At 71.6% G+C, this 24,064-nt stretch carries 27 protein-coding genes; 10 read left to right on the top strand and 17 right to left on the bottom strand.

Annotation, left to right across the window (positions count from 1 at the left end; translation table 11 throughout):
• Positions 1-855: 855 nt before the first annotated feature.
• The 4 genes from ACIBCA_RS36565 to ACIBCA_RS36550 all read right to left on the bottom strand — a co-directional run bounded on the left by ACIBCA_RS36565 (position 856) and on the right by ACIBCA_RS36550 (position 5,756).
• A complete protein-coding gene (locus tag ACIBCA_RS36565) occupies positions 856-1,302 on the bottom strand; it encodes a hypothetical protein (RefSeq protein WP_396287498.1) in 447 nt (148 codons plus the stop codon).
• 98 nt (positions 1,303-1,400) lie between these two features.
• Complete coding sequence (locus ACIBCA_RS36560; RefSeq protein WP_396287497.1) at positions 1,401-3,068, bottom strand: replication-relaxation family protein; 1,668 nt, start codon at positions 3,066-3,068, stop codon at positions 1,401-1,403.
• Between the two features lie 513 nt (positions 3,069-3,581).
• Positions 3,582-4,013, bottom strand: a complete 432-nt coding sequence (locus ACIBCA_RS36555) for a hypothetical protein (RefSeq protein WP_396287496.1) — start codon at positions 4,011-4,013, stop codon at positions 3,582-3,584.
• 636 nt (positions 4,014-4,649) lie between these two features.
• The gene (locus tag ACIBCA_RS36550) at positions 4,650-5,756 is read right to left on the bottom strand and encodes a hypothetical protein (protein ID WP_396287495.1); all 1,107 of its coding nucleotides are present in this window, start codon (positions 5,754-5,756) and stop codon (positions 4,650-4,652) included.
• A 761-nt stretch (positions 5,757-6,517) separates the two neighbouring features.
• Between ACIBCA_RS36550 and ACIBCA_RS36545 the strand changes: the two genes are divergently transcribed.
• The 3 genes from ACIBCA_RS36545 to ACIBCA_RS36535 all read left to right on the top strand — a co-directional run bounded on the left by ACIBCA_RS36545 (position 6,518) and on the right by ACIBCA_RS36535 (position 8,142).
• The gene (locus tag ACIBCA_RS36545) at positions 6,518-7,009 is read left to right on the top strand and encodes a hypothetical protein (protein ID WP_396287494.1); all 492 of its coding nucleotides are present in this window, start codon (positions 6,518-6,520) and stop codon (positions 7,007-7,009) included.
• 66 nt (positions 7,010-7,075) lie between these two features.
• Positions 7,076-7,273 carry a hypothetical protein gene (locus ACIBCA_RS36540; RefSeq protein ID WP_396287493.1) on the top strand — a complete coding sequence of 66 codons (198 nt, stop codon included), beginning with the start codon at positions 7,076-7,078 and terminating at the stop codon, positions 7,271-7,273.
• A gap of 182 nt (positions 7,274-7,455) precedes the next feature.
• Positions 7,456-8,142: a hypothetical protein gene (locus tag ACIBCA_RS36535; RefSeq protein WP_396287492.1), complete on the top strand. Its 687-nt coding sequence runs from the start codon at positions 7,456-7,458 to the stop codon at positions 8,140-8,142.
• 101 nt (positions 8,143-8,243) lie between these two features.
• Here the strand turns inward: ACIBCA_RS36535 and ACIBCA_RS36530 are convergent, their stop codons facing one another.
• The 3 genes from ACIBCA_RS36530 to ACIBCA_RS36520 all read right to left on the bottom strand — a co-directional run bounded on the left by ACIBCA_RS36530 (position 8,244) and on the right by ACIBCA_RS36520 (position 10,142).
• The gene (locus ACIBCA_RS36530) at positions 8,244-9,029 is read right to left on the bottom strand and encodes a hypothetical protein (RefSeq protein WP_396287491.1); all 786 of its coding nucleotides are present in this window, start codon (positions 9,027-9,029) and stop codon (positions 8,244-8,246) included.
• 454 nt (positions 9,030-9,483) lie between these two features.
• The gene (locus ACIBCA_RS36525) at positions 9,484-9,813 is read right to left on the bottom strand and encodes a hypothetical protein (RefSeq protein WP_396287490.1); all 330 of its coding nucleotides are present in this window, start codon (positions 9,811-9,813) and stop codon (positions 9,484-9,486) included.
• On the bottom strand, positions 9,810-10,142 hold the full coding sequence (locus ACIBCA_RS36520; RefSeq protein ID WP_396287489.1) for a hypothetical protein: 333 nt from the start codon (positions 10,140-10,142) through the stop codon (positions 9,810-9,812). The genes ACIBCA_RS36525 and ACIBCA_RS36520 overlap by 4 nt, the downstream gene beginning before the upstream one ends.
• 173 nt (positions 10,143-10,315) lie before the next feature.
• Between ACIBCA_RS36520 and ACIBCA_RS36515 the strand changes: the two genes are divergently transcribed.
• Positions 10,316-10,546, top strand: a complete 231-nt coding sequence (locus ACIBCA_RS36515; protein ID WP_396287488.1) for a hypothetical protein — start codon at positions 10,316-10,318, stop codon at positions 10,544-10,546.
• 85 nt (positions 10,547-10,631) lie between these two features.
• On the top strand, positions 10,632-11,066 hold the full coding sequence (locus ACIBCA_RS36510; RefSeq protein WP_396287487.1) for a hypothetical protein: 435 nt from the start codon (positions 10,632-10,634) through the stop codon (positions 11,064-11,066).
• Between the two features lie 191 nt (positions 11,067-11,257).
• Here the strand turns inward: ACIBCA_RS36510 and ACIBCA_RS36505 are convergent, their stop codons facing one another.
• The 8 genes from ACIBCA_RS36505 to ACIBCA_RS36470 form a co-directional block, all read right to left on the bottom strand.
• A complete protein-coding gene (locus ACIBCA_RS36505) occupies positions 11,258-11,677 on the bottom strand; it encodes a hypothetical protein (RefSeq protein WP_396287486.1) in 420 nt (139 codons plus the stop codon).
• Between the two features lie 49 nt (positions 11,678-11,726).
• Positions 11,727-12,032, bottom strand: a complete 306-nt coding sequence (locus tag ACIBCA_RS36500) for a type II toxin-antitoxin system RelE/ParE family toxin (protein ID WP_396287485.1) — start codon at positions 12,030-12,032, stop codon at positions 11,727-11,729.
• A gap of 92 nt (positions 12,033-12,124) precedes the next feature.
• On the bottom strand, positions 12,125-12,376 hold the full coding sequence (locus tag ACIBCA_RS36495) for a DUF6213 family protein (protein ID WP_396287484.1): 252 nt from the start codon (positions 12,374-12,376) through the stop codon (positions 12,125-12,127).
• A 103-nt stretch (positions 12,377-12,479) separates the two neighbouring features.
• Complete coding sequence (tpg, locus tag ACIBCA_RS36490; RefSeq protein ID WP_396287483.1) at positions 12,480-13,022, bottom strand: telomere-protecting terminal protein Tpg; 543 nt, start codon at positions 13,020-13,022, stop codon at positions 12,480-12,482.
• A 66-nt stretch (positions 13,023-13,088) separates the two neighbouring features.
• Entirely contained in the window at positions 13,089-13,442 is a 354-nt protein-coding gene (locus tag ACIBCA_RS36485) for a hypothetical protein (protein ID WP_396287482.1), read from the bottom strand.
• A gap of 107 nt (positions 13,443-13,549) precedes the next feature.
• Positions 13,550-15,931, bottom strand: a complete 2,382-nt coding sequence (gene tap / locus ACIBCA_RS36480; protein ID WP_396287480.1) for a telomere-associated protein Tap — start codon at positions 15,929-15,931, stop codon at positions 13,550-13,552.
• A gap of 793 nt (positions 15,932-16,724) precedes the next feature.
• Positions 16,725-18,233, bottom strand: a complete 1,509-nt coding sequence (gene dnaB, locus ACIBCA_RS36475; RefSeq protein WP_396287479.1) for a replicative DNA helicase — start codon at positions 18,231-18,233, stop codon at positions 16,725-16,727.
• Positions 18,234-18,313: 80 nt separating this feature from the next.
• Complete coding sequence (locus tag ACIBCA_RS36470; protein WP_396287478.1) at positions 18,314-19,375, bottom strand: hypothetical protein; 1,062 nt, start codon at positions 19,373-19,375, stop codon at positions 18,314-18,316.
• A 703-nt stretch (positions 19,376-20,078) separates the two neighbouring features.
• Between ACIBCA_RS36470 and ACIBCA_RS36465 the strand changes: the two genes are divergently transcribed.
• On the top strand, positions 20,079-20,867 hold the full coding sequence (locus ACIBCA_RS36465; protein ID WP_396287477.1) for a pyrimidine reductase family protein: 789 nt from the start codon (positions 20,079-20,081) through the stop codon (positions 20,865-20,867).
• On the opposite strand, the gene ACIBCA_RS36460 is transcribed toward ACIBCA_RS36465, so the two are convergent.
• Both ACIBCA_RS36460 and ACIBCA_RS36455 read right to left on the bottom strand, forming a co-directional pair.
• Entirely contained in the window at positions 20,834-21,901 is a 1,068-nt protein-coding gene (locus tag ACIBCA_RS36460) for a glycosyltransferase (RefSeq protein ID WP_396287476.1), read from the bottom strand. The two genes, ACIBCA_RS36465 and ACIBCA_RS36460, sit on opposite strands and share 34 nt — an antisense overlap.
• Positions 21,898-22,704: a GntR family transcriptional regulator gene (locus tag ACIBCA_RS36455; protein ID WP_396287475.1), complete on the bottom strand. Its 807-nt coding sequence runs from the start codon at positions 22,702-22,704 to the stop codon at positions 21,898-21,900. Before ACIBCA_RS36455 ends, ACIBCA_RS36460 begins: the two co-directional genes overlap by 4 nt.
• A 199-nt stretch (positions 22,705-22,903) precedes the next feature.
• Between ACIBCA_RS36455 and ACIBCA_RS36450 the strand changes: the two genes are divergently transcribed.
• From ACIBCA_RS36450 to ACIBCA_RS36435, 4 genes are read left to right on the top strand one after another with little or no spacing between them, the layout of a single operon-like run.
• Positions 22,904-23,269 carry a hypothetical protein gene (locus ACIBCA_RS36450; RefSeq protein WP_396287474.1) on the top strand — a complete coding sequence of 122 codons (366 nt, stop codon included), beginning with the start codon at positions 22,904-22,906 and terminating at the stop codon, positions 23,267-23,269.
• A gap of 2 nt (positions 23,270-23,271) precedes the next feature.
• Entirely contained in the window at positions 23,272-23,451 is a 180-nt protein-coding gene (locus tag ACIBCA_RS36445; protein ID WP_396287473.1) for a hypothetical protein, read from the top strand.
• Positions 23,448-23,579: a hypothetical protein gene (locus ACIBCA_RS36440; RefSeq protein WP_396287472.1), complete on the top strand. Its 132-nt coding sequence runs from the start codon at positions 23,448-23,450 to the stop codon at positions 23,577-23,579. The genes ACIBCA_RS36445 and ACIBCA_RS36440 overlap by 4 nt, the downstream gene beginning before the upstream one ends.
• Positions 23,579-23,827: a hypothetical protein gene (locus tag ACIBCA_RS36435; protein WP_396287471.1), complete on the top strand. Its 249-nt coding sequence runs from the start codon at positions 23,579-23,581 to the stop codon at positions 23,825-23,827. The genes ACIBCA_RS36440 and ACIBCA_RS36435 overlap by 1 nt, the downstream gene beginning before the upstream one ends.
• Positions 23,828-24,064: the final 237 nt, after the last annotated feature.

Genomic DNA, 24,064 nt, shown 5'->3' with positions numbered 1-24,064 from the left:
CCCGCGGAGCGGGTCCCTACGGGCCTTCGGCCCTCCGTTCGCGGCCGTCCTTCGGACGGCCGGCGGACCCGCTCCGCGTGTCCGTGACCTGACCTTCGGTCAGGTCGGCCCGGCTTCGCTCGGGCCAGTCGGTCACTCCGCTTCGCTCCACTCCCTCCGATGGTTGAGGCTCCATCATATCGCTGAACTGGGATTTTGGCCGAGCTTACAGCAGGCTGACTAGGGGGAGGGGTGGCGCTGGGGGGCACGTGCGGGTCAGCTTCACTCCCGCCGGATTGGTCTAGACCGTGGTCCAGATGAACTCTGACCGACCGAGCCGATCCGGCCGCAGGGTGGCCATCCATCAGGAGTGTATCAGTCCTGCACTGTCAGCAGATCCCGCCGCAGGGCGAGTGTGGACCGGTCGATTTTGCGGCTTCTCAGTCTTTTGGAGAGCGGCCAGAATTCTTGTCGCTATTGTAGCATTCGGACTCTTTGCGTGAGCCGCCTTTCGCGTCTCCTGCAATTCGCTGGAGTGTTTCAGAATTCGACTGTCGGAGATTCCTGCCGTTGGGCGGGTGCGGGTTTTGAGGCCGCTGGTGGTGCCGGGCGGCGGCCCGGGGCGGTACCGCACGCAGGGTGGGCGGATCTCGTCGGCTTCCTGGTCGGTGACGGTGCCGGGCGGACAGCTGCTGGTGGGTTGCTGCTTGGAGGCCGGCGGCAGGTGCAACGCGGGGGTGCAACGCGGGCCGGGGGGCCTTCTGCGCATGCATTTCCGCAGGTCAGAGGTGCAACGCTGTCGTTGTGTTGCACCCCGCGTTGCACCCGTGTTGCACCCCGCGTTGCAGTGCCGGCCCCGCCCGGCCGGGTCCTCGGTCAGCTCTCCAGGTAGCGCTTGAGGACCGCTTGCCGCAGCCACTGGTCCTCTTCCTCACGGGCTGCGAGGACGGCGCGGCGGCGGGCCCGGCCTGACTCCTCACGGACCCGCCGGACCTCGGTGTCGAGCTGGTTCTGAACGCAGAACTCCCTCCGGAACAGATCGGTGACGGCAGCGCGCAGCTTGCGGCCCGCCGGTCGGCGGGTACCTCGCAGGTGGCGGCGCAGCGTGGCGGGCCGGGTGTTGAGGAGCTGGGCAAGGAGGTTCAGGGCGGTGTGGGTGGCGGTGTCCGGATGGTGGAGGTGGCCAAGGTCGAGTGGGCCGTGGGTGTAGTGCTGGAGGAGGGCGAGGAGATTTTCTCTCGTGGTGCGAGGTTGGTCGATTGTGCAGCGTTGCGCGAATGGTTCGTGGAATTGGCAGGTGTCCGGGGTGCTTTTTGTTGGCATGGCTCAGTGTGGCTCTGGATTCCTGTGGAAAGGTGCGAACCCGCCCATCCTCAATTGGGTGGGCGGGTTCGGAATGCATGCGCTTACGTTCTGTGCTTTCAGCGCTTGTCTGGCACTGATCGGCCGCGTGGAATCTGTGTGATATCGCGGGGAGTTTCTCCGCTGCTTCGGGCCTGCTTCGGCCAGCGCTTCGCGTGGAGGAGGCGCACCTGCCACCACGGGTCGTCGTCGGGCGGGCCGCTCTTCTCAGCCCGCCGGAGGGCGCGGGCGGTGGGCAGCTCCAGGATGATGGGGCGGCCCATCGCGGCGCGGCGGCTGAGCTCGCAGGAGGGGCATTCCAGGCGGTCCGGATGGGTGTTCTCGTCCAGTTCGTGGCTGGAGCCGTGGGCGCCGCCGAGCGGGCCGTGGCAGGTGTAGCAGGGGTGCAGGGCGTCGTTGTGGGCGCGGGCGGCGAGCAGCTTGGCGCGCTGCTTGGCGTCCAGGGCGTCCTGCTCGGCCTTGGCCGCCGCTTGGGCGTCGGCGTGCTCCTGGTCCTGGCGGGCCTTGCGGCGCTTGCGGATCAGGGCGCGGTCGGGCTTGGGGTCGAGGGCGTAGGCGAGGTCGGTCCAGGTGCCCAGGCCGTAGCGCCACCAGGTGTCGGGGCCGAGGAAGCCGCCGGAGAGTAGGCGGTCGGTGGTGGTGGCCAGGACGGGGATCTTGCCCTTGAAGGTCTGGTACTCCACTCCTTCCTCTTCGTGGTAGCGGCCTTCCCAGTGGTGGCGGGTGGCGGCGCCGAAGGCGTCGATGCGGGCGTACAGCCCCTTCTCGGTGAAGCGGGGCCGGCCGCCCTTGAGGCCGCGGTCGAAGACGAACAGGACGGGCGGACGCGGCACGTCGGTGTGGTGGTAGCCGTAGCCGGGGGCGGTGAGGGAGCCGTAGTCGATCTCGAACTTCGGGCGTTCGTGGTGGCCTTCCTTGACCAGCTTGCTAAACCACCGGTGGTAGTTGTCGAGCTTGCCGGCGACCTTATTGATGTCGGTCATGGTGCCCCGGTCGACTTCCACGAAGAGCACGGGGTGGCCGAACTCCGGCAGGCGTACGACGGCGTCGGGAATGACGGTCTGCTTGCCGACGATGGGGTGGGCGACTTCGGTGGCCCAGGCGTCCAGGCCGCCGGGCAGCGGGCCCTCGGGCAGGGCGCGGCGGGGTGGGGCCTGGCGGTCGTCGTCGCGCGGTGGTGCGCCGTGGGTGGTGGTGCCGGTGACGGCGCTGATGATGAACTCGTTGACGAGCATGGCGTGGGGTGCGCCGGTCTCTCCGGCGCCCCGGGCGTGGCCGCCCATCTCGCGGTCGTCGCCCAGGGCCTCGGCGGCGGCGAGCAGTCCGGCCGGGGTGAGGCCGAAGATCTTCTCGCCTGGTCCGCTGCTCCTGGCGCCGAGGGCGGAGCGGGTAGTGGGCTGCGGCCTGGCGCCGGGCTGGAGGGCGCCGATGGTGCTGGTGCGGCCGCGCTCTTCGACGAGCTTGTGCTTGATCAGGTCGCGGACGGCTTCGGCGACGTGCTCGGTGCGGTGGTGGTCGCGGTACTCGTCGTTGGCGATGAGGGCGTGCAGCTGCTTGTAGGTGACGACCTTGAGCACTCCCAGGACGGCGAGGACGTCGGCGCGCAGCGCGGCGCCGGAGCCGTTCGGGTTGCGGGCCGAGCGGCGGAAGTTGGTCCGGCCGGGCCGGGGCGCCGGCTGTTGGCCGTCGTGCTGCTCGTGCTGGCCGTCGTCCTGGTCGTGGTTCATGCCCTGCCCCCGGCTGGTCGTTCGTGGTGCTGATCTTCTCTGCTCTACCGCACACCACCGACACCGGGCCGCCCGCCACCGCTCGCCACCGCCCGCCCCCGCCGCGCGCCGACCACCGGGAGGCGCCCGGCCGCCCGGCCGGGAGGGAGGGCCACAGCGGCCCGGGAGCGGCAGCAGGGCCCGCCGGACCCGGAGCGAACCCGAGACCGTACCGCCCCACCCAGCCGCCAACCACCAACACCAACAGCCAAGGAGAGGGGGGGAGAGGGTTGTCGGCAATCCCGTGGCGCCCAAATTGTGGGGATGACCTGGGCAGATGTCGAAACCCTGGCGGGAGGATCCCCCCGGGGCACCACCCGGGGACGGCCCCGGGGAAACACCCGGGGATGCGCGGCGGGCGGTTTCGCCTCGCCGGGGCCCGTACGCGCGCCGTGACGGCGCCTTGGGCACTGCCCGGAACACTACCCGCCGCGGGCACGCCGTACGCGGTGGCCGGCGGATCCGGACCGGGGCTCAGGCCCGCAGGGTGCCGAGAACGGAGACGGTCGGCTCCGGTGCCGGGCGCAGCCGGACGGGCGGGGCCGACGGCGTCGGTGCCGGTGTGCGGGCGGCGGGGAGGTACTGCGGGATGACGGCGGCCAGGCCCTCGGCGGCTTCCAGGAGGAGCGGGTCTTCGCCGGGCCGGGCCAGGAGGGCTTGGGCGAGGTGGAGCGCGGACTCGAGGACGGCGGCCGGGGTGCGGACGTGGCGCAGCGCGGCGATGGCGTCGACGGCTTGCTCGGCGGGCCGTGGGGCGGGCTGCGCGGCGTCCGGGCGGGCTGGTGAGTCCGAGACGGCGGGCGGGGCCGCCCAGGGCGGCTGTGGGCGGCCTGGGGAGCGTTGGGGGCCGAGGGCGCGGGCGGCGCCGGGGCCAAGGGCTCGCCGGGCGGACGACGGGTTGCTCACGGCCGTTCAACGAGGCCGGGGGCGGCCCGGTGGCGGGCAGCTGCTCGTCGGGCGGTGCGGCCGGCACCGCCGGACGCACCAACACCCAACAGCCCCCGGCAGGGCAGAAGCCCCGCCGTCCGGACCGTCACCCAAACCGCACCCACCACACCACCAGCAACCGGGGAGAGGGCCAGACAGAGGGGGTTGTCTGAATTTCCGGCGCGCCTGAAACCGGCTCTGATCTGCGGAAACGCACGGCAGTACGCGAAGACGGCGGGGTACCTACGGTGGTAGCTGCGGTACCACCTGCGGTGGTGTGCCCGGTGGTACCTGCGGTGGTGCCTACGTGGCACCCGGCGCGGGGCTGGTCAACGGCCGTCGCCCGGCCCCGCAGGCCGCGGCCGGCACCGCCGGACGCGAAAAGACCAACAGCCCGCCGCAGGCGCGAACCCCGAACCGACCAACCGACCACACCCACCAAGACCAAGAAGGAGAAGGGGTTGTCGGCATTTCCGGACCGCCCCACACAGGTTCTGACCTGGAGCTATACAGTGCCGGGGCGAATCGTCAGGTGCTCACAAGACACCCGGGTAGGCGCTCCACAAGGCGCCTGACAAGGTGTCTGAGAAGACGCCTCACAAGATGCCCAGCCGGTCAGCCAAGGACCGGGGCTGCGTCGGCGTCGATCAGCCCCTCCTCCAGGGCCTGGCGCACCAGCAGGGCGGCCAACTCGGCGGTGTTGGCGACCAGCGGGCGGCTCCGGTCGGCGGGGCCGGCGACGAAGCGGCCGTCGATCACCAGGGCCCAGCCGTCCAGGCGGGCCGCGCCGTGCTCGATCCAGGCGAGCGCCCGGCCGGCCTTGCGGACGTAGAACAGGCCCGGGGCCCGGGTCCACCCGGCCAGGTCCCAGCCCGGCTGCTGCATCAGCGTGCTGATGTTCTGGATGAGGTCGAACCGGCCGAGGCCGCGCAGGTACGGCTCCGGTGGGACGCTCGGCGGGTTGTCCGTCTGCTGGCGGGGCAGGGCAACCGGCGCGGCGGGCAGGGCCGGGTCGGCGACGGCCGGCGCCGCGGCGGCGGGCTGCTCCTGATCGTCGCAGTCAGTCGGGGTTTCGCCTCGCGGGGCGGAACTGTCGTCCTGGTCGTCGTCGGCCGGGGCGGTGTCGTTGTCCCAGATGTCGATCCGCTCGCGCATGCGGCGGTTGACTCGTTCGCGCTCGGTGAGGTCGGGCCAGCGGGTCTTGTCCCGGATCTCCTGGGCGGCGGAGTAGACGCGGTGGCTGTAGCCGGGCAGCCGCAGGGCCAGTTCCTTGAAGGCGGCGACCGGGTCGCCGGTCTCGGTCTCCTCCAGGAACCAAGTGAGCTTGCGGCGCAGCGCGTCGGCGAGGCCGAGGAGGTGTTGCCCGTCCTCGCCCCAACGGTCGTCCCCGGCCGGGACGGCGGCCCCGGGTGCAGCAGGGGCAGCGCCGGGCGGTGCAGCAGGTGCAGCAGGTGCAGAAGGTGCAGCGTGGTCCAGTGCAGCAGCGGGGACGGGTGCAGCGGCCAAAGCGGGCAGCGGTGCAGCGGTCTCGGCTGCTGCTTCGCGGGCCTTGGCCTTGGCGCGGTCGTTTTTGCTACGGCAGGAGCGGGAGCAGTACTGCTTCGGGCGCCCGGTCGGGCCCTTGGGCGCCGGGTTCGAGCAGCCGGGGCGGGCGCACTGCCGAGCCGGTGCCGCGCTGTCGGCCGGCTGGTCGGTGGCGGCGGTCGACGGGGCGCTGTCCATGTCCGGGATGGTAGCCGCCGAGATCAGCACCCGGGTCGGGTTTCGCCCCGGCGGTCGGCGCCGGGGCGAAACCCCGGGCCCGGCGGGCGGGACAAGGAGGTTCTGCAGCGCGCCCGGCCAGGTTGTCCCGGGGCGTGCTGCACTCCGGGCGGAGAGTGCAGCAGGTGCAGCACGACCTGGTGCTGCTCCCGGCCGGCGGCCCGTCTGGGGCGCTGCACGGTGCAGCGCGGAACCGGCCGGTGCAGCTCGACGCCGGCCTTCACCGCGGACCGCCCCGCAAGGCCGGGCTCGCCTTGGGTCTGCGCATCCCGCAAGGACTGCTTGCGGTGCGGGTGGGCGCCGTCGCGCATGCGCAAACGCGGGTGCGGGACGGCTGCGCATGCGGTGCGGGCGGTCGCCTGGCGCGGGGTGCCGGGTCCGGCTCTCCAGCCGGGCGATGCGCAGGAGCGGGTCGGAGAGCGGGCGGCCTCGCACATGCTCTGACCTGCGCTGGGGAGTTTGAGCGAGGCGAAACTCACCGGCCTTGCGGGGCGGAACTCACCAGTGCGCGGGAAACTCACCGGCCCTTTGCGGGATGCAGCGCAACGCCGTGGGGACGGCGGTCGGCACCTTGCGCATGGTGCGGGATTCGCGTAGCGCGGTGCGCAGCCGCGTACGGGCTGACCTGCGGTGGAAAGTTTGGCGGGGCGAAACTCACCGCCCTTGCGGGGCGAAACTCACCGGCCTGCGTGACCTTGACGGTGCTGGTGAGTTCACCGGTCATGACGAACATGACCGTCCTGCCCGTGGCCGCCGAGCCCGCCGCCGAGGACGAGGACCAGGAGCAGCGGGAGCAGCAGGCGGTGAACGAGGTGCTCGCCGAAGCGTCGGAGGCGGGGCGCCGGGCGGCCGAGTGGGTGCGTGAGCTCGCGGCCCGACAGCCGGAGGCCGGGCACCGCGCGGTGCTGGGGCGCGCGGCCGACGCTGTGGAGCGGGCCTCCGGTCGGGAGGTCGTCCCGGGTGGCGAGGGGCAGCTCGACGAGGAGCTGGTGTACGACCTCGGCGCCGACGTCGTCGCTGGCAGCGTGGTCGCCGACGGTCTGCCCGTCTTGGTGATGGGCGAGCGGATCGCGCTGGTCACCGTGTGCTCGGTGGCCGCGGCGATGCCCTCCTCGGTGCTGGGCGACTTCGAGAGCGAGCTGCCGGTGCTGGCCGCCGTGATGGAGGCCGCCCGCGTGCTCGGTCTGGAGGCGGCCGGCCGCAGCCCGCGCTGACTCTGTGTTCACCGGCGATCACCAACGGGTAGGGCTGTGCCTGTCCAACGACCGGGAGGGAACGCAGTGAGCGAGAACGAGCGGCTCAAGTCGCTGATCATCAGCGCGGCACAGGAGCTGTGGGACGACAAGGAGGCGCTGGGGAAGTTCCTCGGGGTGGTGCGGCGCGGCGACGGGTGGACGCAGCTGGCCGACGAGCTGGAGAAGAACCGGCCGGCGGACGCCACGTTCTACGGCGTGAAGAGCGCCGAGTTCCAGGCGTAGCCGTGCGGCCCGGTGGCCCGTCGCTCCGCTTCCGGCGCGGCGGGCCACTGCTGTGACCTGCGGTGGGGAGTTCTGCGGGGCGGAACTCACCAGGGCCGGGGCGAAACTCACCGGCTTTGCGGATGCGGTGCACGGCCCCGATCCGGGCACGATGGAGACAGAGCACGGGCGAGGAGACAGGGATGCGCACCGGGGACGTCGTGGTCGGCGAGACCTACATCGCGAGCATCCCCCAGCGGCTCCCGGAGCAGCTGCGCCGTCCGGGAGACACGCCCGAGCAGTGGCGGGCGAACATGCAGCTGCACCTGGTCCGCGGCCGGCGCATCACGGTGACCGTGACCGGCTTCGGCGAGGAACCCAACATGGTGGTGGTCAGCCGGGACGTCCCAGCCGGGCGCGTCGCGCTGCGGCTGACCGCCGAGCAGGCCGCAGCCCTCGACCTCGCCGAAGGCCAGGAGTACGAGATCACCGGCATCGTCACCGACGCCGACGGCCAGGCCCTGACGTTCCCCGGCACGGTCGCCCACACCATCCCGGCCCGCTGGCTGCGCCCGGCCGACGAGCAACTGGAGCTCCACCCGGACACCGAGCACTTCCACCGCGCGCTGGTGTGCCGGGACGCGGACGGGATGACGCCGCCGGAAATTGACCGGGCGGCGGAGAAGGCACTGGAGCAGCTCCAGCGCGTCCGGGGCCTGGCGCTGGAGGACCCGAACGTCGACCATTCGGTGCTCACCTCCGAGGCGGACCACCAGGAGTGGCTGCGGATCGCCGGGCGGGTGCGGGCGGCCGGGCTCGCCGTCTACGACCCGCGGGCCGACCCGGACGCCGTAGAGCACCCGCCGCTGATCCGGTTCCGGGAGCCCTGACGAAGGCCGGCGGCTGTCCTCTGACAGGTGATCGTGACCGATTGCCAAGTGACTTTGCCCCCTCGACTTCGGCGGTCTTCCTGAGCCTCTGGCTCAGGACGCTAGCGGAGCGCGTTTGCCAGCGACTGGGTCAGGATGCAGGTGAACCCCACGCCCCAGTCGTCGCGGTCATCGCAGCGCAACTCCCGGTCACTGAAGGCGTCCAGCAGATCCGCAGACGGGATGATGGTGCCCTCGACGTCCGGCTCCGCGACGTGCAGCACTTCGATCATTCCATTTCGGACGAACCGAACCAGCGGGGCGAGTTCCGCCGCCACGTACGCCCGCAACTCCTCTCCCTCCAGTCCGGAGGGCAGATCGGCGAGAACCCCGAACGGGCCGGTCAGCCAGCCGCTCGCCTCCATGGCACACACGCGGATCCGGTCCTCGTCCTCCGTCAGGTCCAGCTCGTGGATGGTGGCCCGGGCGTCCGACGCGTACGCCCGAGCCTCCCAGCGGCGGCGACCCTCGGCGGTGGCCCGCAGCGAGAGGACGGGCTGGTCAGCCCCGTTCCCCGACAGCATCAGCCACGTCGCCGGGTCGGTGACCACCTGCTCCAGCTCCAGGCCGGTGACCGCCGGGCCGTCCTCCTGGACAAAGCTGGTACTCAGGGCCCGACACACGTTCAACCACCCGTCCGCCACTAGCCGGCGCGTCGCCACCGCCAGCTCCGGCACGAGCTCCAGCTCTTCCGCAGGCGAGGCGTTACGCCGCCTGGGCACCTCGGGCGAGCCCGCCCAGCGCAGCACGGCCGTGATGTGCTGCGCGCTGCCGCGCGGGCTGGTGCCGGTGACAGCGCGGCGGACCAGCACTTGCTCGGTGACGGTCAGTTCCTCCCAGTTTTCCATGGCAGGCGATCCTGGCACATCCAATCGCTCTGACCTGCAGGGTTTCGCCCGCGGACCCAAACCCGGCGGGACCGGCCGCCAGCACGGCATCGCCGTGTGCCCGCGCGGCAACCCCCACCGCTTCCCTGCCGGTCAAGATCAGGTGGCAGGAACCTGCTGGCAGTCAAGATCGAATGGCAAACGGTCAAGGTCCCGTGTCAGAGAACAGCGGCCACTTGCGGCCGGCTGTCCCACCTTGTCCCAGGTCCGGACGCAGAGCGTCGTGACCTGGGGTTTTAGGGTGGGACTGTCCTAGCGAATCGGGCATACCGGGCGGGGCTGGGACAGGGTGTGTCTCAGCTTTGTCCCAGGCCGACGGCGGCGCGGTGCCCGCCGGTGATGGCCCGGATTGTGCGTCTCGGGTCCGGCGGGCACCGGCAGCAGCGTAGCGGGCGCGGCCAGGCCAGCCCCTGTTCTACGGCGCGGGGTGCAGCGGGTCTTCGGGGACGACGGCGGCGATCCGCACGGTCGGCGGCCAGGGCGGGGCGGGGGCGTAGGCGTGCACGACGTTGAGCGCGGGCCGGCCTTCGACGGGGTCGCCCTCAATCCGGGTGGAGTACAGCTCGACCTGCTGGCCGCCCTCGGTGACGGTGCGGATCGGACGGCCGAGCCGCGGGTGCTGTTCGAGTTCGGCGCGCAGCGCCTCGAGGGCCTCGCCGGCGCCGAGCTCCTTGGCGCGCTGGGCGGCCCGGTCAGTGACCACGGCGACCGCCGGGTGGTCCGGCTGCTGGTGCTGGTCGGTCACTCGGCGCCCTGCCGCGCCAGCAGGTCGGCGACGGCCTGGTCGACGGCGTCGGACGTCTCCGGGTCGGCGGCGAGCAGCACGCGGCCGCGGTAGGCGGCGACGATCTCGGCGACCGCGACCAGGTCCACGACGGCGGGGACCTGGTCGACCTGGTCGAGCCGGTCCACCGGCACCCGGCGCAGCAGCTGCTCGGCGAGTTCGGCGTCCAGGCGCTCGGCGTCGCCGGGGAAGCCGTGGCTGGCGCGCAGCGCGGCGCGCAGTTCCTGCACCGTGTCCATCGGCGGCAGTCCGAGACGACCGCTCCCTCGTTCGGCGGGCTGGGCGCTCATCCCCACCACCCCTCTCCTCATCGCCGGCCCGGCCGGGCCGGGCCCTGTGGTGTCGACGGTAGCCGCCCATGGCCGGGCCGTGGGGCCGTTCTGGCGGCACCGTGTCGCCGCTTCGTCCCGACCCAGGAGTGCCGTGCCGTCAGCCGTACGGGTGTGCGACCTACGATGGGCCGGTGTCCGACACCGATTTCCCCGCTGACCTGCTCGAACTCCAGCGCCGCTGGTACACCGCCGAGGCCGACTGGGCCGCCGACCCGACCGAGGACAAGCGCAGCGCCTTCGCTGCGGTCGGCGCCGAGCTGTACTCCCACCCGTACTGGGCCGGCGCCGAGAGCCGGCACAAGGCCACGATGAAGCTCAAGCAGGCCGCCCGCCCGGACACCGCGCAGGAACCGGCGGCCTGACCGCCGGTCGGCCCTCCTGCGCATGCGCCTGCTCCCAAGCCGGACGACGGCAAAGGGGGTTGGGCGAGCACGTCGGGAGGCATCGGTGGCAGATGACGTCGGGGCCGACGAGCCGGACGAGGCGCACCGCCGACCTTCCGGGGTGGACGACGCGACCGTCGAGGCGCTGGGGATGCTGACGAAGGCGCCGGAGTACACCGAGCGGGCCCGCGGCCACCTGTACGCGGTGCACCACATGACCGGCGGCGCCGACCGGATGCTCGCCGAGGCGGTGCGGATGCTGCGCCAGGCCGGGCACGAGGAGCAGGCCGGCCTGGTCGAGCGGGAGCTCCTCGGGCGGGACGTCATCCCGGGCATGTGGACCTACCAGCTGATCGAGGCGTACGACCGCACCTACTACAAGGTGTTCGCCGCCGTCGAGGAGCAGGTCCGCCAAGACCTCGCCGCCGGCCGCCAGCACCTGGCCGAGGCCGAAATGCAGCAGGTCGCCCGAGCCCGCCGCAGGCACACCGCCCCGTAGGCCCGCGCCGTGTGTGCGAGCGTCCAGGGACGGAGCGCAGCCCGGCCGGGTCCCGGGAAGCAGGGGGGGTGTTCCGCGGGGCCCGGCCGGTGGGAGGCCAGCAGCGCCGGGGTCACGGCGCGGCTGCTTTGCTCAGCGGCCCGGTGGTGCTGTGGTGGGGCCGCCGTGGCGGGAACACTAGACCCGGCTGATCAACCTTCGCTAGGGATGTGAGCTGGGATTTTTCGGCCGCGAACATGCCAGCCTCTGCCCGGTCCTTGCCAGCCGAGGGCGCGCTGCTCCTCGAACCAGAGCCGTTCGGCGACGTCCGGGTCGCGCTCGGCCCAGTCCTCGGGGCGGTCGCCGGGCTGCGGCCCGTCCTGCCACCGGCGCCGGGCCGGCGGCGCGGCCGGGAGGGTACCGGCGGCGAGCAGGGCCCGCACCCGGGCGGTGGCGGCGAGCGCCGGCTGGAGCGCGGTGTCGGCCTCGGGGCCGAGGCGGCCGAGGAGCTGGAGCAGTGCGTCGACGGCGCCCAGCGTGTCGGCGGTCGCCGACGGCGACCAGCCATCGGCGTCCACCCGCTCGGTCAACTCGCACACCGCGTCGATCAGCGCCTCGGTCTGGTCACTCACAGAGCCCATGCCGGGTCAACGAGCTGGCCGCCGACGGGTACCGGGGCGGTCAGCGGTGCGGGCCGATCAGCAGCACGGTGACCACGACGTCGTCCTGGTGGTCGGCCGGGCCCCAGGTCCAGTAGATCCGCCAGGCGTCGGCGCCGGTCTCCACGTAGGAGTCCCAGACGCGCCGGCCGATGTGGCCGGGCAGGGCGTGGTAGCGGTGGGTGCGCAGGCCGGGGTGGCGCGGGTCGGATGCGAGTTGGTCGAGAGCGCGCCGGACCCGGCGCAGCTTCGCCGCATCGGCCCGGCGACCCCGTTGCAGGCAGTGCAGGGTGCGGGCGGCGGCGGGGGCGTAGTGCAGCGTCGGCATCAGCAGCTTCTCCTTCGTCGAGGCATGCGAAAGGCCCGCCTCCCGGGCGGGGAGGCGGGCCTTGAGTGGGGCGGGCCGGGTGCGGGCGTGAGTCAGTGGGCGGGGCCGGCCTGGCTGGCAGTGGCGATGCACTCGACGTCCAGCTGGTCGGCGAGATCGGCCAGCACCGCGCCGAGCCCGACGGCGGTGTCCGGGTCCATGCCGGGCAGGTCCCCGTGTGCCCACTCCTGCCAGGTGACGGCGATGCCGCGCAGCAGGCCGGTGACGAAGTCGGCCGCGACCACCAGCGTCCCGTCCTGGTCGCGGCGCACCGGCAGGTGGAACTGCTGTTCGTGGAACTCCATGGAATTGCCTCCGGTGAATTAGATCGGTCAAAGAAAAGCCCCGGCCGCCTTTTCGGCGGCCGGGGATGGCCCTATTTCGGCGACACGATGGCCGCTGGGGGTGCTACAGCTCGACGTCCATCCACGCGATGTCGTTCAGCTCGACGTCGAGGCCGCGGGCGCGGTGCCCGTTGTCCTTGAAGTAGTGCTCGCGCAGGCCCTCGGCGAGGATCCGCTCCTGCTCGTCTTGGCTGGCTCCGGCGTCGCGGGCGGCGTAGAGCCGCTGGGCCACCGAGCCGGGCATCTTCTGGGTGATCATGCGCTGGCGGGGGTCGTCGGTGGAGCCGCCGGCCGCGCTGTAGCCGAAGGTCGCCTGGATGTGGAGCATGAAGCCGTTCTTCTCGGCGTCGCGGCGCACCCGCTGCTTCACCCGCGGCTGCCAGCCGGCGCGGACCTTGGTCTCGATGGCCTTCGCGGCGGCCGGCTTCGGGGCGCCCTGGCCCTTGAGCCAGCGCTGCACGGTGCGCTGGCTGACGCCGAGGTCCTGGGCGAGTTGCTTGGTGGAGCCCTTGGCGCCCTTGAGCAGGAACCGCATCCGGGCGGCGGTGGACTGCGGGATCGGGCGGGTGCGCTCGGCGCGCTCCAGGCCCTCGTCGATCTCGCCCAACGTGAGGTCTCCTTCCGTGGTGGCGGCGGTGGGGCCGCCCGGCGGCCTGCGCCGGGCGGCCGGGGTTCAGCGGGTCCAGCCGATGAGTGTGAGGCGGTGGCCGCGCTCCTCGAGGTCGCGGCGGGAGACGGCTTCCTCGCGGGCGTGGACCAGCGGCAGCGCCAGGTCGTCGCCGTCGCTGGTCGGGACGTCGTTCCACACACCGCCCTGGTCGTCCAGCCACAGGGCGGTGTGGTCCTCGCTCGGCGCGGCGGGCGGCGCCGCGATGCCCGCGGCCTGCGCGGCGCGCAGCCAGGTGCCGGCCTGCTGGGTCAGCTCGGCCCGGATCTCCGGCTTGAGGCGGACCCAGGCGGCCGAACCCGTCCGGGTGTGGTTCCAGTAGGCGATGGCGAGCTGCTCGGCGCGCGGGTCGTGCTCCACGGAGTCCCTCCCTGTTCCGGGCCGCCAACTGGGCGGCCCGCTGCTGATAGGTCGTGCGCTGTGGGCGCCGGCCGGGCCAGCGTGGTGCGGGCCCGGCCGGGGTGCGGCTACTCGTCGGCGGAGACGACGCCGCCGGTCTTGATGTGCCGGGCCGGGTTCGTGTCGTCGGCGATGAGCTCGGCGATCTCGGCCATCGGCCGGGAGCCCTCGAACTTGACCATCCCGGGGCTGACGCCGAGGCGCAGCGAGGTGGTGAGGGTGCCGTCGGCTTTGGTGAGGATGTCCAGGGCGCCGGGGCCGGGTGAGGCGAAGACCGCGCAGTCGGACAGCACGGCGAAGGCGTGCAGGCCGGTGTCGGCGACCATCCTGCGCAGCTTGCGGTGCAGGTTGACGGTGGCGGTGTCGATGACCAGAGCGCGCATCAGCGGGTCCCAGGTCGGCCGCTCCAGTGCGGCCCAGCGCTCGCCGGGCGTGTAGCCCTGGCCGCGCGGGCGCTCCCGCATCTTGCCGATGGTGCCCTTGGCGGTCTGCTTGATCGCGTGCAGCACCGCCAGCTCCGCCGGGTCGCCGGTCGTCTTGAGGCTGGCCATGGTGTCCAGGAACGCCACCGGGTCGGTGTCCGCGAGGTCGGTCGGGACGCCGAGGGCGGCCATCGTGTCCAGGTACGCCGCCCGCAGGTGCTTGTGCCACGGGTCCAGGTAGGGGCCGTGCTCGTGGCGCAGCCAGCCCTCGACCGGCTGCACCGTGGCGCCGAGCTCGATGGCGTAGGCGAGCTTCACCGTCGAGTACCAGGCGGGCCCGGTCGGCCGGGAGCCGTCCGCGGTGAACGGCGACGGCAGCAGCGGGTCCGTCTCCACGTGGGAGAGGTCCGCCAGCCAGGAGCCGGGGATGCGCTTGTCGAAGGCCGGGTTGAACTCGTGGACCGGGGGGCCCAGCGGCAGGGTGAGGCGGCCGGCGGCGGCGAGGAATGCCATGTTCACATCGAGGCCGACCGCGTACAACGCCGTGCGCTTCTCGTCCTCGGTCAGCTCGCGGAACCAGTCCCACGCCTCCGTCACCAACTCCTGCCCAGGCCCCCGGTCCTGGGCAAGCGGGTGCATCTCCAGCACCTCCGGCGGCGCCGGATCGAACGCCCGCGAACGGGAGCCCTCCACCGCACCCGACGTCCAGCCCGATTCGGTGCGCACCGCGCGGGTCGGCGGGCGCAGCGCGGTCACCAGCTCCAGGCCGGACACGGCGGTCGAGCCACGCGGGGTCAGGACGCGGGTGGCGTAGGTGCCGAGCAGGCGGGCCAGGCCCGGGGCATCGAGGCCGTCGGGGATCTGCCAGCCACCGGAGGTGAGTGCGCCCCAGGCGGGGATGCACAGCTGGACGCACTGGCGCTTGCCGTCCTCGGGGGTGCGGTAGACCCGGGCCCACGGGCCAAGTCCCCGCTGGGTGAGCAGCCAGCCGGCCTTCTCCAACGCCTTGACGGCCTTGTGGGTCTTCGGCAGCTGCCCGAGGCGCTGGACGAAGTCCTTCTTCTCGTCGCGGCCCATGGCGGGTAGGCCGAGCTCCGCGAGCGCGGCGTCGGTGAGGACGACCAGGGCGTCGCCGTCCTTGCCGTGCCGGTGCAGACGCGGAGAGCCAAGCTTCACCTCCAGGGCCCACTCCACGACGTCGGCGAGCGTGCGCCCGGTCGGCGCGGTCGGCGCCTGGGTGCCGTCGGCGAGGTAGGCGACCAGGGCCCGGCCGATCGGGGCGACGTCCAGCACCGCGAGCGAGCCGGCCGGGAAGCGGGCCGATGCGGCCTGCTCCCAGTCGGCCAGCCCCTCGGCCGCGGCCGTCTTTTTCACCGGGGCCTTGCGCGCCCGCGAGGACGCAGCCGGACGGGACGACCCGGGAATGCGCGGCGCAGCCGCAGGGGTGGCCCCGGGGGCGGCCTGGCGGGGCGCAGCGACCGGAGCGACCGAGGCAGTCGGCTCCGGCGCCGCCGCGGCGGCCGGGGCGACGGGAGCGGGCTGCTGCTGGACGGCCGGGACGGCGGCGACCGGGCGGCAGAACCCGCCCAGGTGCATGGGCGTCCCCTGGGCGCGGTAGACCGACGGCTGCCCGCACTGCACACACGGCGCGGGCGCGGCCATCAGCAGCGAGCCGTCCGGGTTCTGGTCCAGCATCACCAGCTGCGCCGCCGGGGCCGGCTGCTCGGCCACCGGGGCGGCGGCGAACGCCTCCGGCACCACGGCCGCCACCGGTGACTGGGGCGCGGGGAAGCGGGCGGCCAGGCCGCGCAGCAGCCGGGCGTAGTCACCGCGCTGCGGCGGCCGCGGGTCGCTGCGCCCGGTCTCCCAGGCCCAGATCGTCTCCTCCCTCACCCCGACCCGCTCGGCCACCCGGCCCCGGGTCAGCTTCGCCGCCAGGCGCAGCCGCTTGCGCTCGGCCGGCGGCGGGAGCTCCTCTTCGTCGATCTCCGCGAGCAGCGCGTCGATCGGGTCGATCCTCTCGGTCATGACGTACCTCCTGCCGTCCATCGTAGTGCAGTTTCTAAGTCTGGATCTAATGTTTTGCTAACCCGCAAGGATGGTTCCGAACCGCTCGGATTGACCGGGGGTCTGCTCACCAGTCGGGCGGGGGTCTCCCCACCACGCGGACGGGGATCTCCCCATGAGCCGGACACCCTTAAGAGAAGTAGAGAGAGAACGCGTCGAGCCCCTCCCGGACGCCGAAGGCCACCTACAGGTGGTCTTCGCGCGCGAGGCCGACGACGTCGCGTCCGGCTCGTTCAGGCGGCAGGGGTGGCCGCACCACGCGGACGGGGGTGGCCGCACCACGCGGACACCATTTAAGAGAAGTGGTCAGAGAAGTAGACGCGCCCTCCCGGACGCCGAAGGCTCGATACAGGTGGTCTTCGCGCGCGACGCGCGAGCCCGGCCGGCCTCGCCGCGGACCGGGCGAGGCAGCCCCCACGGACCCCTTCGAACACCCCCGCCGAACGGAGGGGGGTGGCAGCACCGGTGCTGCCACCCTGGCAGCGTGGGTGCTGCTCTATATCCAGAACCCTGTCCAGAACCGGGGTCGCTGCGCTGCTTCCGGACGGCCGTAGGCCCCTGACGGGTGGCTGCGCGCGCGGGCACGCGCGAGGCGCCCCCGCCGCCCGGGCGGCCGTTTTCGAACAGCCGTCCCGGGCGAGGCTCTAGATCGTCTTCTGGCGGCCGATCTTGGCCCCGGACGGAGCGGCGGAGCCGGGGAGGGGGTTCGGGCCGCCAGAGGGGCCGTCAGGCCCCTTCCCGGGCCATCTGGTGATCAGGCCACGTCGCGGGTCATGTCGACGAAGCGGCTGTAGTGGAGCTGCGCGGCCAGCGTGATCGTCGCGGTCGGGCCGTTGCGGTGCTTGCCGACGATCAGGTCGACCTCACCCGCGCGAGGGTGCTCCTTCTCGTAGGCGTCGGGGCGGTGCAGCAGGATGATGATGTCGGCGTCCTGCTCCAGCGAGCCGGATTCGCGCAGGTCGGCGACCATCGGGGTCTTGTCGGTGCGCATCTCGGGGCCGCGGTTGAGCTGGGCCAGGATGATGATCGGGATGCCGAGCTCCTTGGCCAGCAGCTTGATCGAGCGGCTGATGTCGGAGACCTCCTGCTGGCGGTTGTCGTCGCCGCGCCGCTTGGTGCCGGCGGTGATGAGCTGGACGTAGTCGATGATGATCAGCGACAGCGTCGGCACGCGGTGCTTGAGCCGGCGGCACTTGGCCTGGATCTCGGGCAGCGACTGGGCGGACTCGTTGATGTAGAGCGGGGCCTCGCTGTAACGCGGGGCCGCGACGGCCAGGCGCTGCCAGGCGGCGTCGTCCAGGGTTCCGGCCCGCAGGTGGTGCAGCCCGACCTTGCCCTCCGCCGACAGGGCCCGCATGTTCAGCTCGTCGACCGACATCTCCAGCGTGATGAACGCGGCCGGCAGCCCGGCGCCCTCGATCAGCTGGTCCGCGGAGTTGCGCGGCATGGTGCAGGCCCGCGCGAAGTCCATGGCCACCGTCGACTTCCCGTGTCCGGGCCGTCCCGCGACGATGATCACCTGGCCGGGCTGCCAGCCCTGGGTGAGCGCGTCCAGGTCGGCGAAGCCGGTCGGCACGCCGGTGATGCCCTCGCGGGTGCCGGCGGCCTCGATGTTGTCGAGGGTGGTGCCGACGGTGTCGCGCGGCAGCACGAAGTCGTCCTCACGGCCGCGGGTCTCCACCACGGCGGCGATCTCGGCCGCGGCGGCGGCGGCGATCTCGTCGATCTCGCCCTCACCGGCGTAGCCCATGCCGACGATCCGGGTGCCGGCCTCCACCAGGCGGCGCAGCACGGCCTGCTCGCGCACGCCCTCGGCGTAGTACTCGGCGTTCGCCGCGGTGGGCACCGAGTTGACCAGGGTGTGCAGGTACGAGGCGCCGCCCACGCGCTCCAGCTCGCCGAGCTTGCCGAGCTCGCGGGCGACGGTGATCGGGTCGGCGGGCTCCTTGCGCTTGTGCAGGTCGAGGATCGCGCGGTGGATCGTCTGGTGCGCCGGGCGGTAGTAGTCGTCCGGGCTGAGCACGTTGGAGACGTCGATGATGGCCGACGCCGCCAGCAGCATGCCACCGAGGACGGACTGCTCCGCGACCAGGTCCTTCTCCCGGCCGCCCGGCGGTACCCGCTCGAAGCCGGTCTCGGTCTGCTCAGGCTTCGCCTTGCGACGTCGGGCCTTCGGCGACGTCTCCTCGGCCGACGGTTCGGTGTCGGCCCAGTCGATCTCGTCCGGGGTGTGCTGGGTGGGTACGCTCGCGGTGGATTCCACGGTTCACTCCTGGGGTTCGGACGCGGCCGCCGGGGCCTGGCGAGGTACTTCCGGCGGCCGCGTCGTGCTGTACGGGCGGGTCAGATGTTCGGCTTGCGAAGCGAGGCCAGCAGGTCGGCCACCTCGGCCGGAGCCGGGACCGGCTTGAAGTCCGGGTCGGCCTTCGGCAGCTGCGGCGGCCGGGACTGCCCGTTCTGGGACGGGATGCTGCTCGCACCGGCCACGGCCTCGAACAACGGCAGGTCCGGGATGCGGTACTTCTCCAGCACCGAGCTGTAGTTGTTGACCTTCTCGGGGTTCTTGACCAGCTGGCCCACCAGCAGCCGGTGGGACCGGTCGTCCAGTTCGGTGATCCTCGGCCAACCCTGATCGGCCATCGCGTCCAGGAGCGCCCAGGCGAGGGCCTTCGCCTTCGCCCTACCAACCGACCACGGCGGCGGGAGCAGCTGGAGGAACCGAACGGCGGCCGCGGTTTCCTTCGGGTCGAAGACCCTCCCCTCCTCCTCCCCCGGCGCAGCCGGCCCGCGACCGGTGGTGTCCGTGAGGGGGTTGGGGGAGGAGGTAGTTACCTCCTCCTGGAGGTGTGGAACCAATTCGCCATTGCCGGAAGCAGACCTGACCTGCGGAAACGTCCGCCGGCGGCCTCTGCTTCCGGCAATGCTGCTTCCGGCATTGCCGGAAGCAGACCTGACCTGCGGAGATCGCTTATTTGTGACGGTTTGCTCTCTGCTTCCGGCAATGCTGCTTCCGGCATTGCCGGAAGCAGACCTGACCTGCGGAGATTCGTCATCGGTCGGATCGGCGTCAGGCCGGAAGTCAGGGTTGTAGGCGGGCCACTCGTAGTACTCGTAGGCCACGCCCGCGGAGCGTCGGCCGTCCTCGGACCGGAGGTTGATCCGGCGGATGTACCCCTTCTCGATGAGACGCTTGAACGACTCGTATACCGAGTTTCGGGAGACCAGGCCGGAGCCGTTGGCGCTGACGACGCCCTGGCCCTGGAGGCGCTCGACCAGCGCGGGAGGGGTGACGATCAGGGGGGCCGCGTCCTGCGGCTGGCGGGCCTGCTCACCGAACATGAAGCCGAGCTCCACCAGGATCAGCAGGTCCAGTGGGTACACGACTCGTGTCGGGCCGCTGCGCATGTGAGCGAACACCGACACCGAGGGGACCGGGCCGCGCTGGCTGATGGAGTTGCTCTCGGGCTGGCTCTGGGCGGTCGGGGAGCTCACTTGGTCACCTCCGATCCGGTGTTGGTGGTCAGCCCGGCCGGGGAGGCCGGGCTGGGGAGAGCGAGATTCCGGGTCATGCAGATAGATGCCGGATTTTCGGGCACGGTGTGACACGGCATCGAGTGGTGTGGATCACTCGACCGGGTGGGGGAGATCATGGACTCACTGATGCCAGGAGTCGCCTGTGGACAGAGATCGGCGATCTTCGCGCTCGGCGCGGCCGTCATCTCCGAGAAGGCGGGGTTCAACGCGAACACCGCGCGAGTGGTGGGGCGGGACAAAGGGGAACTTGCCTCTCCGCCGCTGCCAGTCCGCCCATACCAGACGACACACCAAGGCTGGCGAGGAGACGGGTGTCTCTCGCCTTGAACTGGGGAAGGCTGGTACCGTCTGACCGACAACGGCTCCTCTCGTGGGGGGCGAACATACGAAGCGCGGCGGCCCAACTTTGGCGAGTGGGGGCCGCTTCGCCTTTTGTGCCCGCAGAACGGGCATCCGGCCGAGCCTATCGCCAGCGGAGGCGAGGCTCGCAACACTTCTGAGGCGCGTGTCTGTGCCCAGCTTGAGGCAGAGCCCGCGAGGCAGTGACCCGGGTTGAGCTGACAGACTGCAGAACATGCGCCAACTGCTTCCCACCCAGGCCGACATCCCTACAGAACAGTTGGAACTCCGCCTCGCCGAGCTCTACCGCTATCCCACTGAGGCGGCACAGCAGCCCTGGCTGAGGGCCTGCATGGTGGCTTCGGCAGACGGCGCCTCCAGCATCGACGGCCGATCGGCTGGCCTGTCGACGCCAGCCGACGCTGCGCTGCTCGGCGTCCTGCGGGCGCTTGCCGACGTGGTTCTGGTGGGGGCGGGCACTGCGCGCAGCGAGGGCTACGGTCCCGCCGATGTCCATCCGGTCCTGTCGAAGCTGCGTGCGGAAGCCGGGCAAGAACCGGCTCCGGCCATCGCCGTCGTCAGCGCACGACTTCACCAGCTTTTGCCGGACTCCCCGCTGCTGACGCTGCCTCCGGCGTCGCCTGCCGTGCGTACCGTGGTGATCACGACCGAACGCGCCCCAGAAGACGTGGCCCGTGCGATCGCTACGACCGCAGACGTTGTAGTCGCTGGCGGCGACCAGATCGATCTGGCGGCCGTGCTCCGTGAGTTCGCCAACCGTGGCTGGCATCGCATTCTGTGCGAAGGCGGCCCCCAGTTGCTGGGCCAGGTCCAGGCCGATGGCCTGCTGGACGAACTCTGTCTGACGACGGCGCCGATCCTTGCAGGAGGGGAAGCCGCTCGGATTGCGTACGGGCCGGTGGCCGACGAGCAGTTTCACCTGGCCTCCCTGCTTACTCACGACGGCTTCCTCTTCGCTCGTTACCAGCGTCACTTGGCGTCAGGACGGCGGATGCCCGAGTAGTCCAGGCACTCGCCTTCCACCCGATCGAGCACCTGGCGGGCCTCGTCCATCCGGCGGGTCAGTGGCTCCAGCACCCACACCCGGGCGGCGCTGATCAGCCCCCCGTTGCTGCCGCCCTCCACCATCTCGCCGGGCGGCGTCCATCGGCCGTTTTGGCTGCGCCGTCCCACGATGTCGGCAGCCTCGCGGATCACGCCGTTGACTGCCGTGTGGATCTCGACTCGCCGGTCGATGCTCCACTTGGGGTCCTGGGACGCGCCGATCTTCCGCTCGAACGGGCTGAGCACGACGGGCTGCTCCCACTTCCAGCCGGACCGGTGCAGCGCCTCCGCCCGGCTCAGCATCGCCGAGTGTCGAGCAGCCGTCAGCACGGGATCAATGAACGCAGGGGTCTCGGTCAGCTGGCCAGCGTGCTTGCGATAGATCTCGGCCGGTTCGCTGATCATCCAGCCCGGCGACACGGCCTCGGCGGCTAGCAGGACACCGACGTCCTCTCCAGAGGGCACTGCCGGCCAGCCGCCGAGAGCGCGCAGAAGGTCGGTGCGGATCGTCATGGTCGTGCCCATGACCTGGAGGTTTCCGGCACGCAGTCCCTCGGCGAGCATGCCCGGTCGGAGCAGCCCCTCGTCGGGGTCGCAGGGGCCGGGGGCCAGGGTGCCGTCAGGAAGCAGGTCGAGGCAGGCTCCGACGCACCAGCCGAGCTGGGGGTGCTTGGTCATGACGTCGATTGCGCGGGCCAGCGCGCCGGCGGGCAGCATGTCGTCGGCGTCCAGGGCGCGGACAAGCGAACCGATCACGCGGGTCAGCGCCATCGTGCGGGCCATAGCCGCCCCGCCGCGCGGGCCGATACCGGTCGAGATGCGCTCGTCGGCTGGCAGAGAGGCCGCCGGCACGCCGGTCTCACCGTCCTCCTGAACAATCCATTGCCAGGTCCAGCCCTCGGGAAGCTCCTGCTCGCACAGCGAGCGGTACGCCTCGGCCAGAAACTGGTGGCCGCCGTCGTACACCGGCGTTACCACGCTGATGATGTTCACTCGGACGGCCACCTCTCCAGTGGGGTGTTGTAGACGAGTTCGATGCGGTCGCCAGGTAGGGGGATGTCGGCGATCTCCACCGGTTCGCCGGTGACGGCGAAGCTGATCTTGCGGAGCCGGATGATCGGCACGCCCGGGGGGATGTCGAAGTCGGCGGCTTCCTCGGCCGTCGGCATATCGACGGTGACGCGGTCCTCGATCTCGCCCAGCTCGACGCCGATGGTCCACAGCTGGTGCATGGTTCCACCCGGCCACGGTTCCTTGGAGGCGTCGAGGAGGTCGGGGTTGCGGGAGACCAGCTCGTAGGGGAGGTAGCTGGTGGACCCGGACATCCCCGCATTCTCGGCGTGCCGGCGGGTGTACAAGCGCTTGAGCACCTTCGCGCCCGGGGCGAGACCGAAGATGTCGGCGATGTCCTGGGGCGGGTCGATGATGCTGAACACGGCATTCAGCTCGTGGAGCTCCTTCACGGAGGTTCCGCTGTCGTACTCGGCAACACCCCGCTCGGCCCGATCGGTCTCCTGGGCGTGAACGTCCCGCTTCTCCTGGTGGTACCGGGTGTTGCGGCGCAGGGCCTGCTTCGGTGCGATACGCACCCAGGTCTTGCCGCCGGGCCGGCCGGACAGGGCACCGAGAGTCTTGAGCTGCTTGATGATCCCGGAAGCAGTGTTGTGGCTGACGCTGTACTGCTCGGCAAGCTGCGCGATCGTCAGGAACTGCTCTCCCTGCTTTCGGCGGCCTGACGCGATCTCAGACAGCAGCTCCGCGACGATGCGCGGCGACTTCCTCTCGTACTTGCTCATAGTGAGGACTCTTTCAGCTCCCCACCAGGAAAGCAAGACATAACCGGTTAGGTGTTGCGCTGACGGGTCGTCGCATGCCATGCTCTCCACATCGCCGAGAGCTAACCGGTTAGCAAATCTGCTAGCTGGTTGGCGCGGCTCTGGTGCGTGGTCTAGACGCCCCAGAGCCGCTCGGACCGACTCGATACGGGAGTGATCCGTGAACAGCATCTTGCACGTTCTCAAGCTCCACCCCCAGCGGATGACGGCCACTGACATCGTCGACCGGGTCGCCAGCCACGACTTCGACTTGCTCGACACCTCCGAGGTGTCGGCCGTCGAGTCCGCCATTGAGCTCCAGGGCCAGTACGAGGAGCAGGTCATCGCCCTCGTGATCCGGGACCTGACGTCCGCCGACCCGGCCGCCACCGTGTGGGCCGTGAACACGGTCGTGGCCCAGGTCTGGAAGCAGGCCGCGGAGCACGTCGAGAAGGCCGCCACGACCTGGACCCACATCAGCTGGTTCGTGCAGAACGCCGTCACCGAGTTCATCGACGGCCTGCGGCCGCAGATGGCGGGGTGCTGATCATGGCGCAGACGCCCGAGCAGGCCCGACAGATCGCCGAGCGCGCGGAGCAGTTCCACACCGCGATCCACCAGGCCGGCACCCCGGACCAGATCCGCGAGGTCTGCCAGGCCGCGGCCGCCGACTACAACGCCCGCACCCAGGGTGAGATCCAGCAGGCCGGTCTGGGGGTGTCCCAGTGAGTGCCACCGAGAACGCCGCCGATCTGGAGCGTCAGGTCCAGGAGCACCTGGGCCGACTCGACGCGCTGCACGGCGCCGACCGGGCCGTAGCCGCCACCGCCGCCGAGCAGCGGACGGAGGGCCAGTGATGGGAATCCGCTCCTTCCTGGGTTTCGGTTCCAGCAGCTCCAGCGCCGGTTCGTCCCGGACGTCGGTGTCCGAGAGCGGGATGTCCACGACCGGCTGGCACCCGCCGTACGACGAGGAGACCGCTCGGCGCCACCACCGTGAGGCGCAGGTCTCGCTCGAGGCGGCGAAGTACAACCCGGACGGCACCCGCAAGCTCAGCCCGAAGCCCGACCCCGAGCACGTCAACCGCTCGTTCTGGAGGAGCTGACCATGGCGACCATCACTGTCCAGCTCTCCAACCAGGCCGACGAGGCGCTGCGCCGGGCCCGTGAGGACCAGGTCCGCCGCGAAGCGGCGAAGGCCGGCGGCTCCGGCTCCGGCCAGTAGCTCCTCCCTTCTCTCCCCTCTCTACGCAGCACGGCAGTCTCCCGCCGCCTGCCTCTCGGAACCGTCCTGGCATGCCCATGCCGGGACGGGTGCCGGGAGGCAGGCGGCGGGCCCGCCA

The organism is Kitasatospora sp. NPDC051170 (assembly GCF_044455705.1).
GTDB lineage: Bacteria > Actinomycetota > Actinomycetes > Streptomycetales > Streptomycetaceae > Kitasatospora.
The sequence above is the reverse complement of the archived record's forward strand: the minus strand, read 5'-3'. Positions and strand labels throughout refer to the sequence as shown.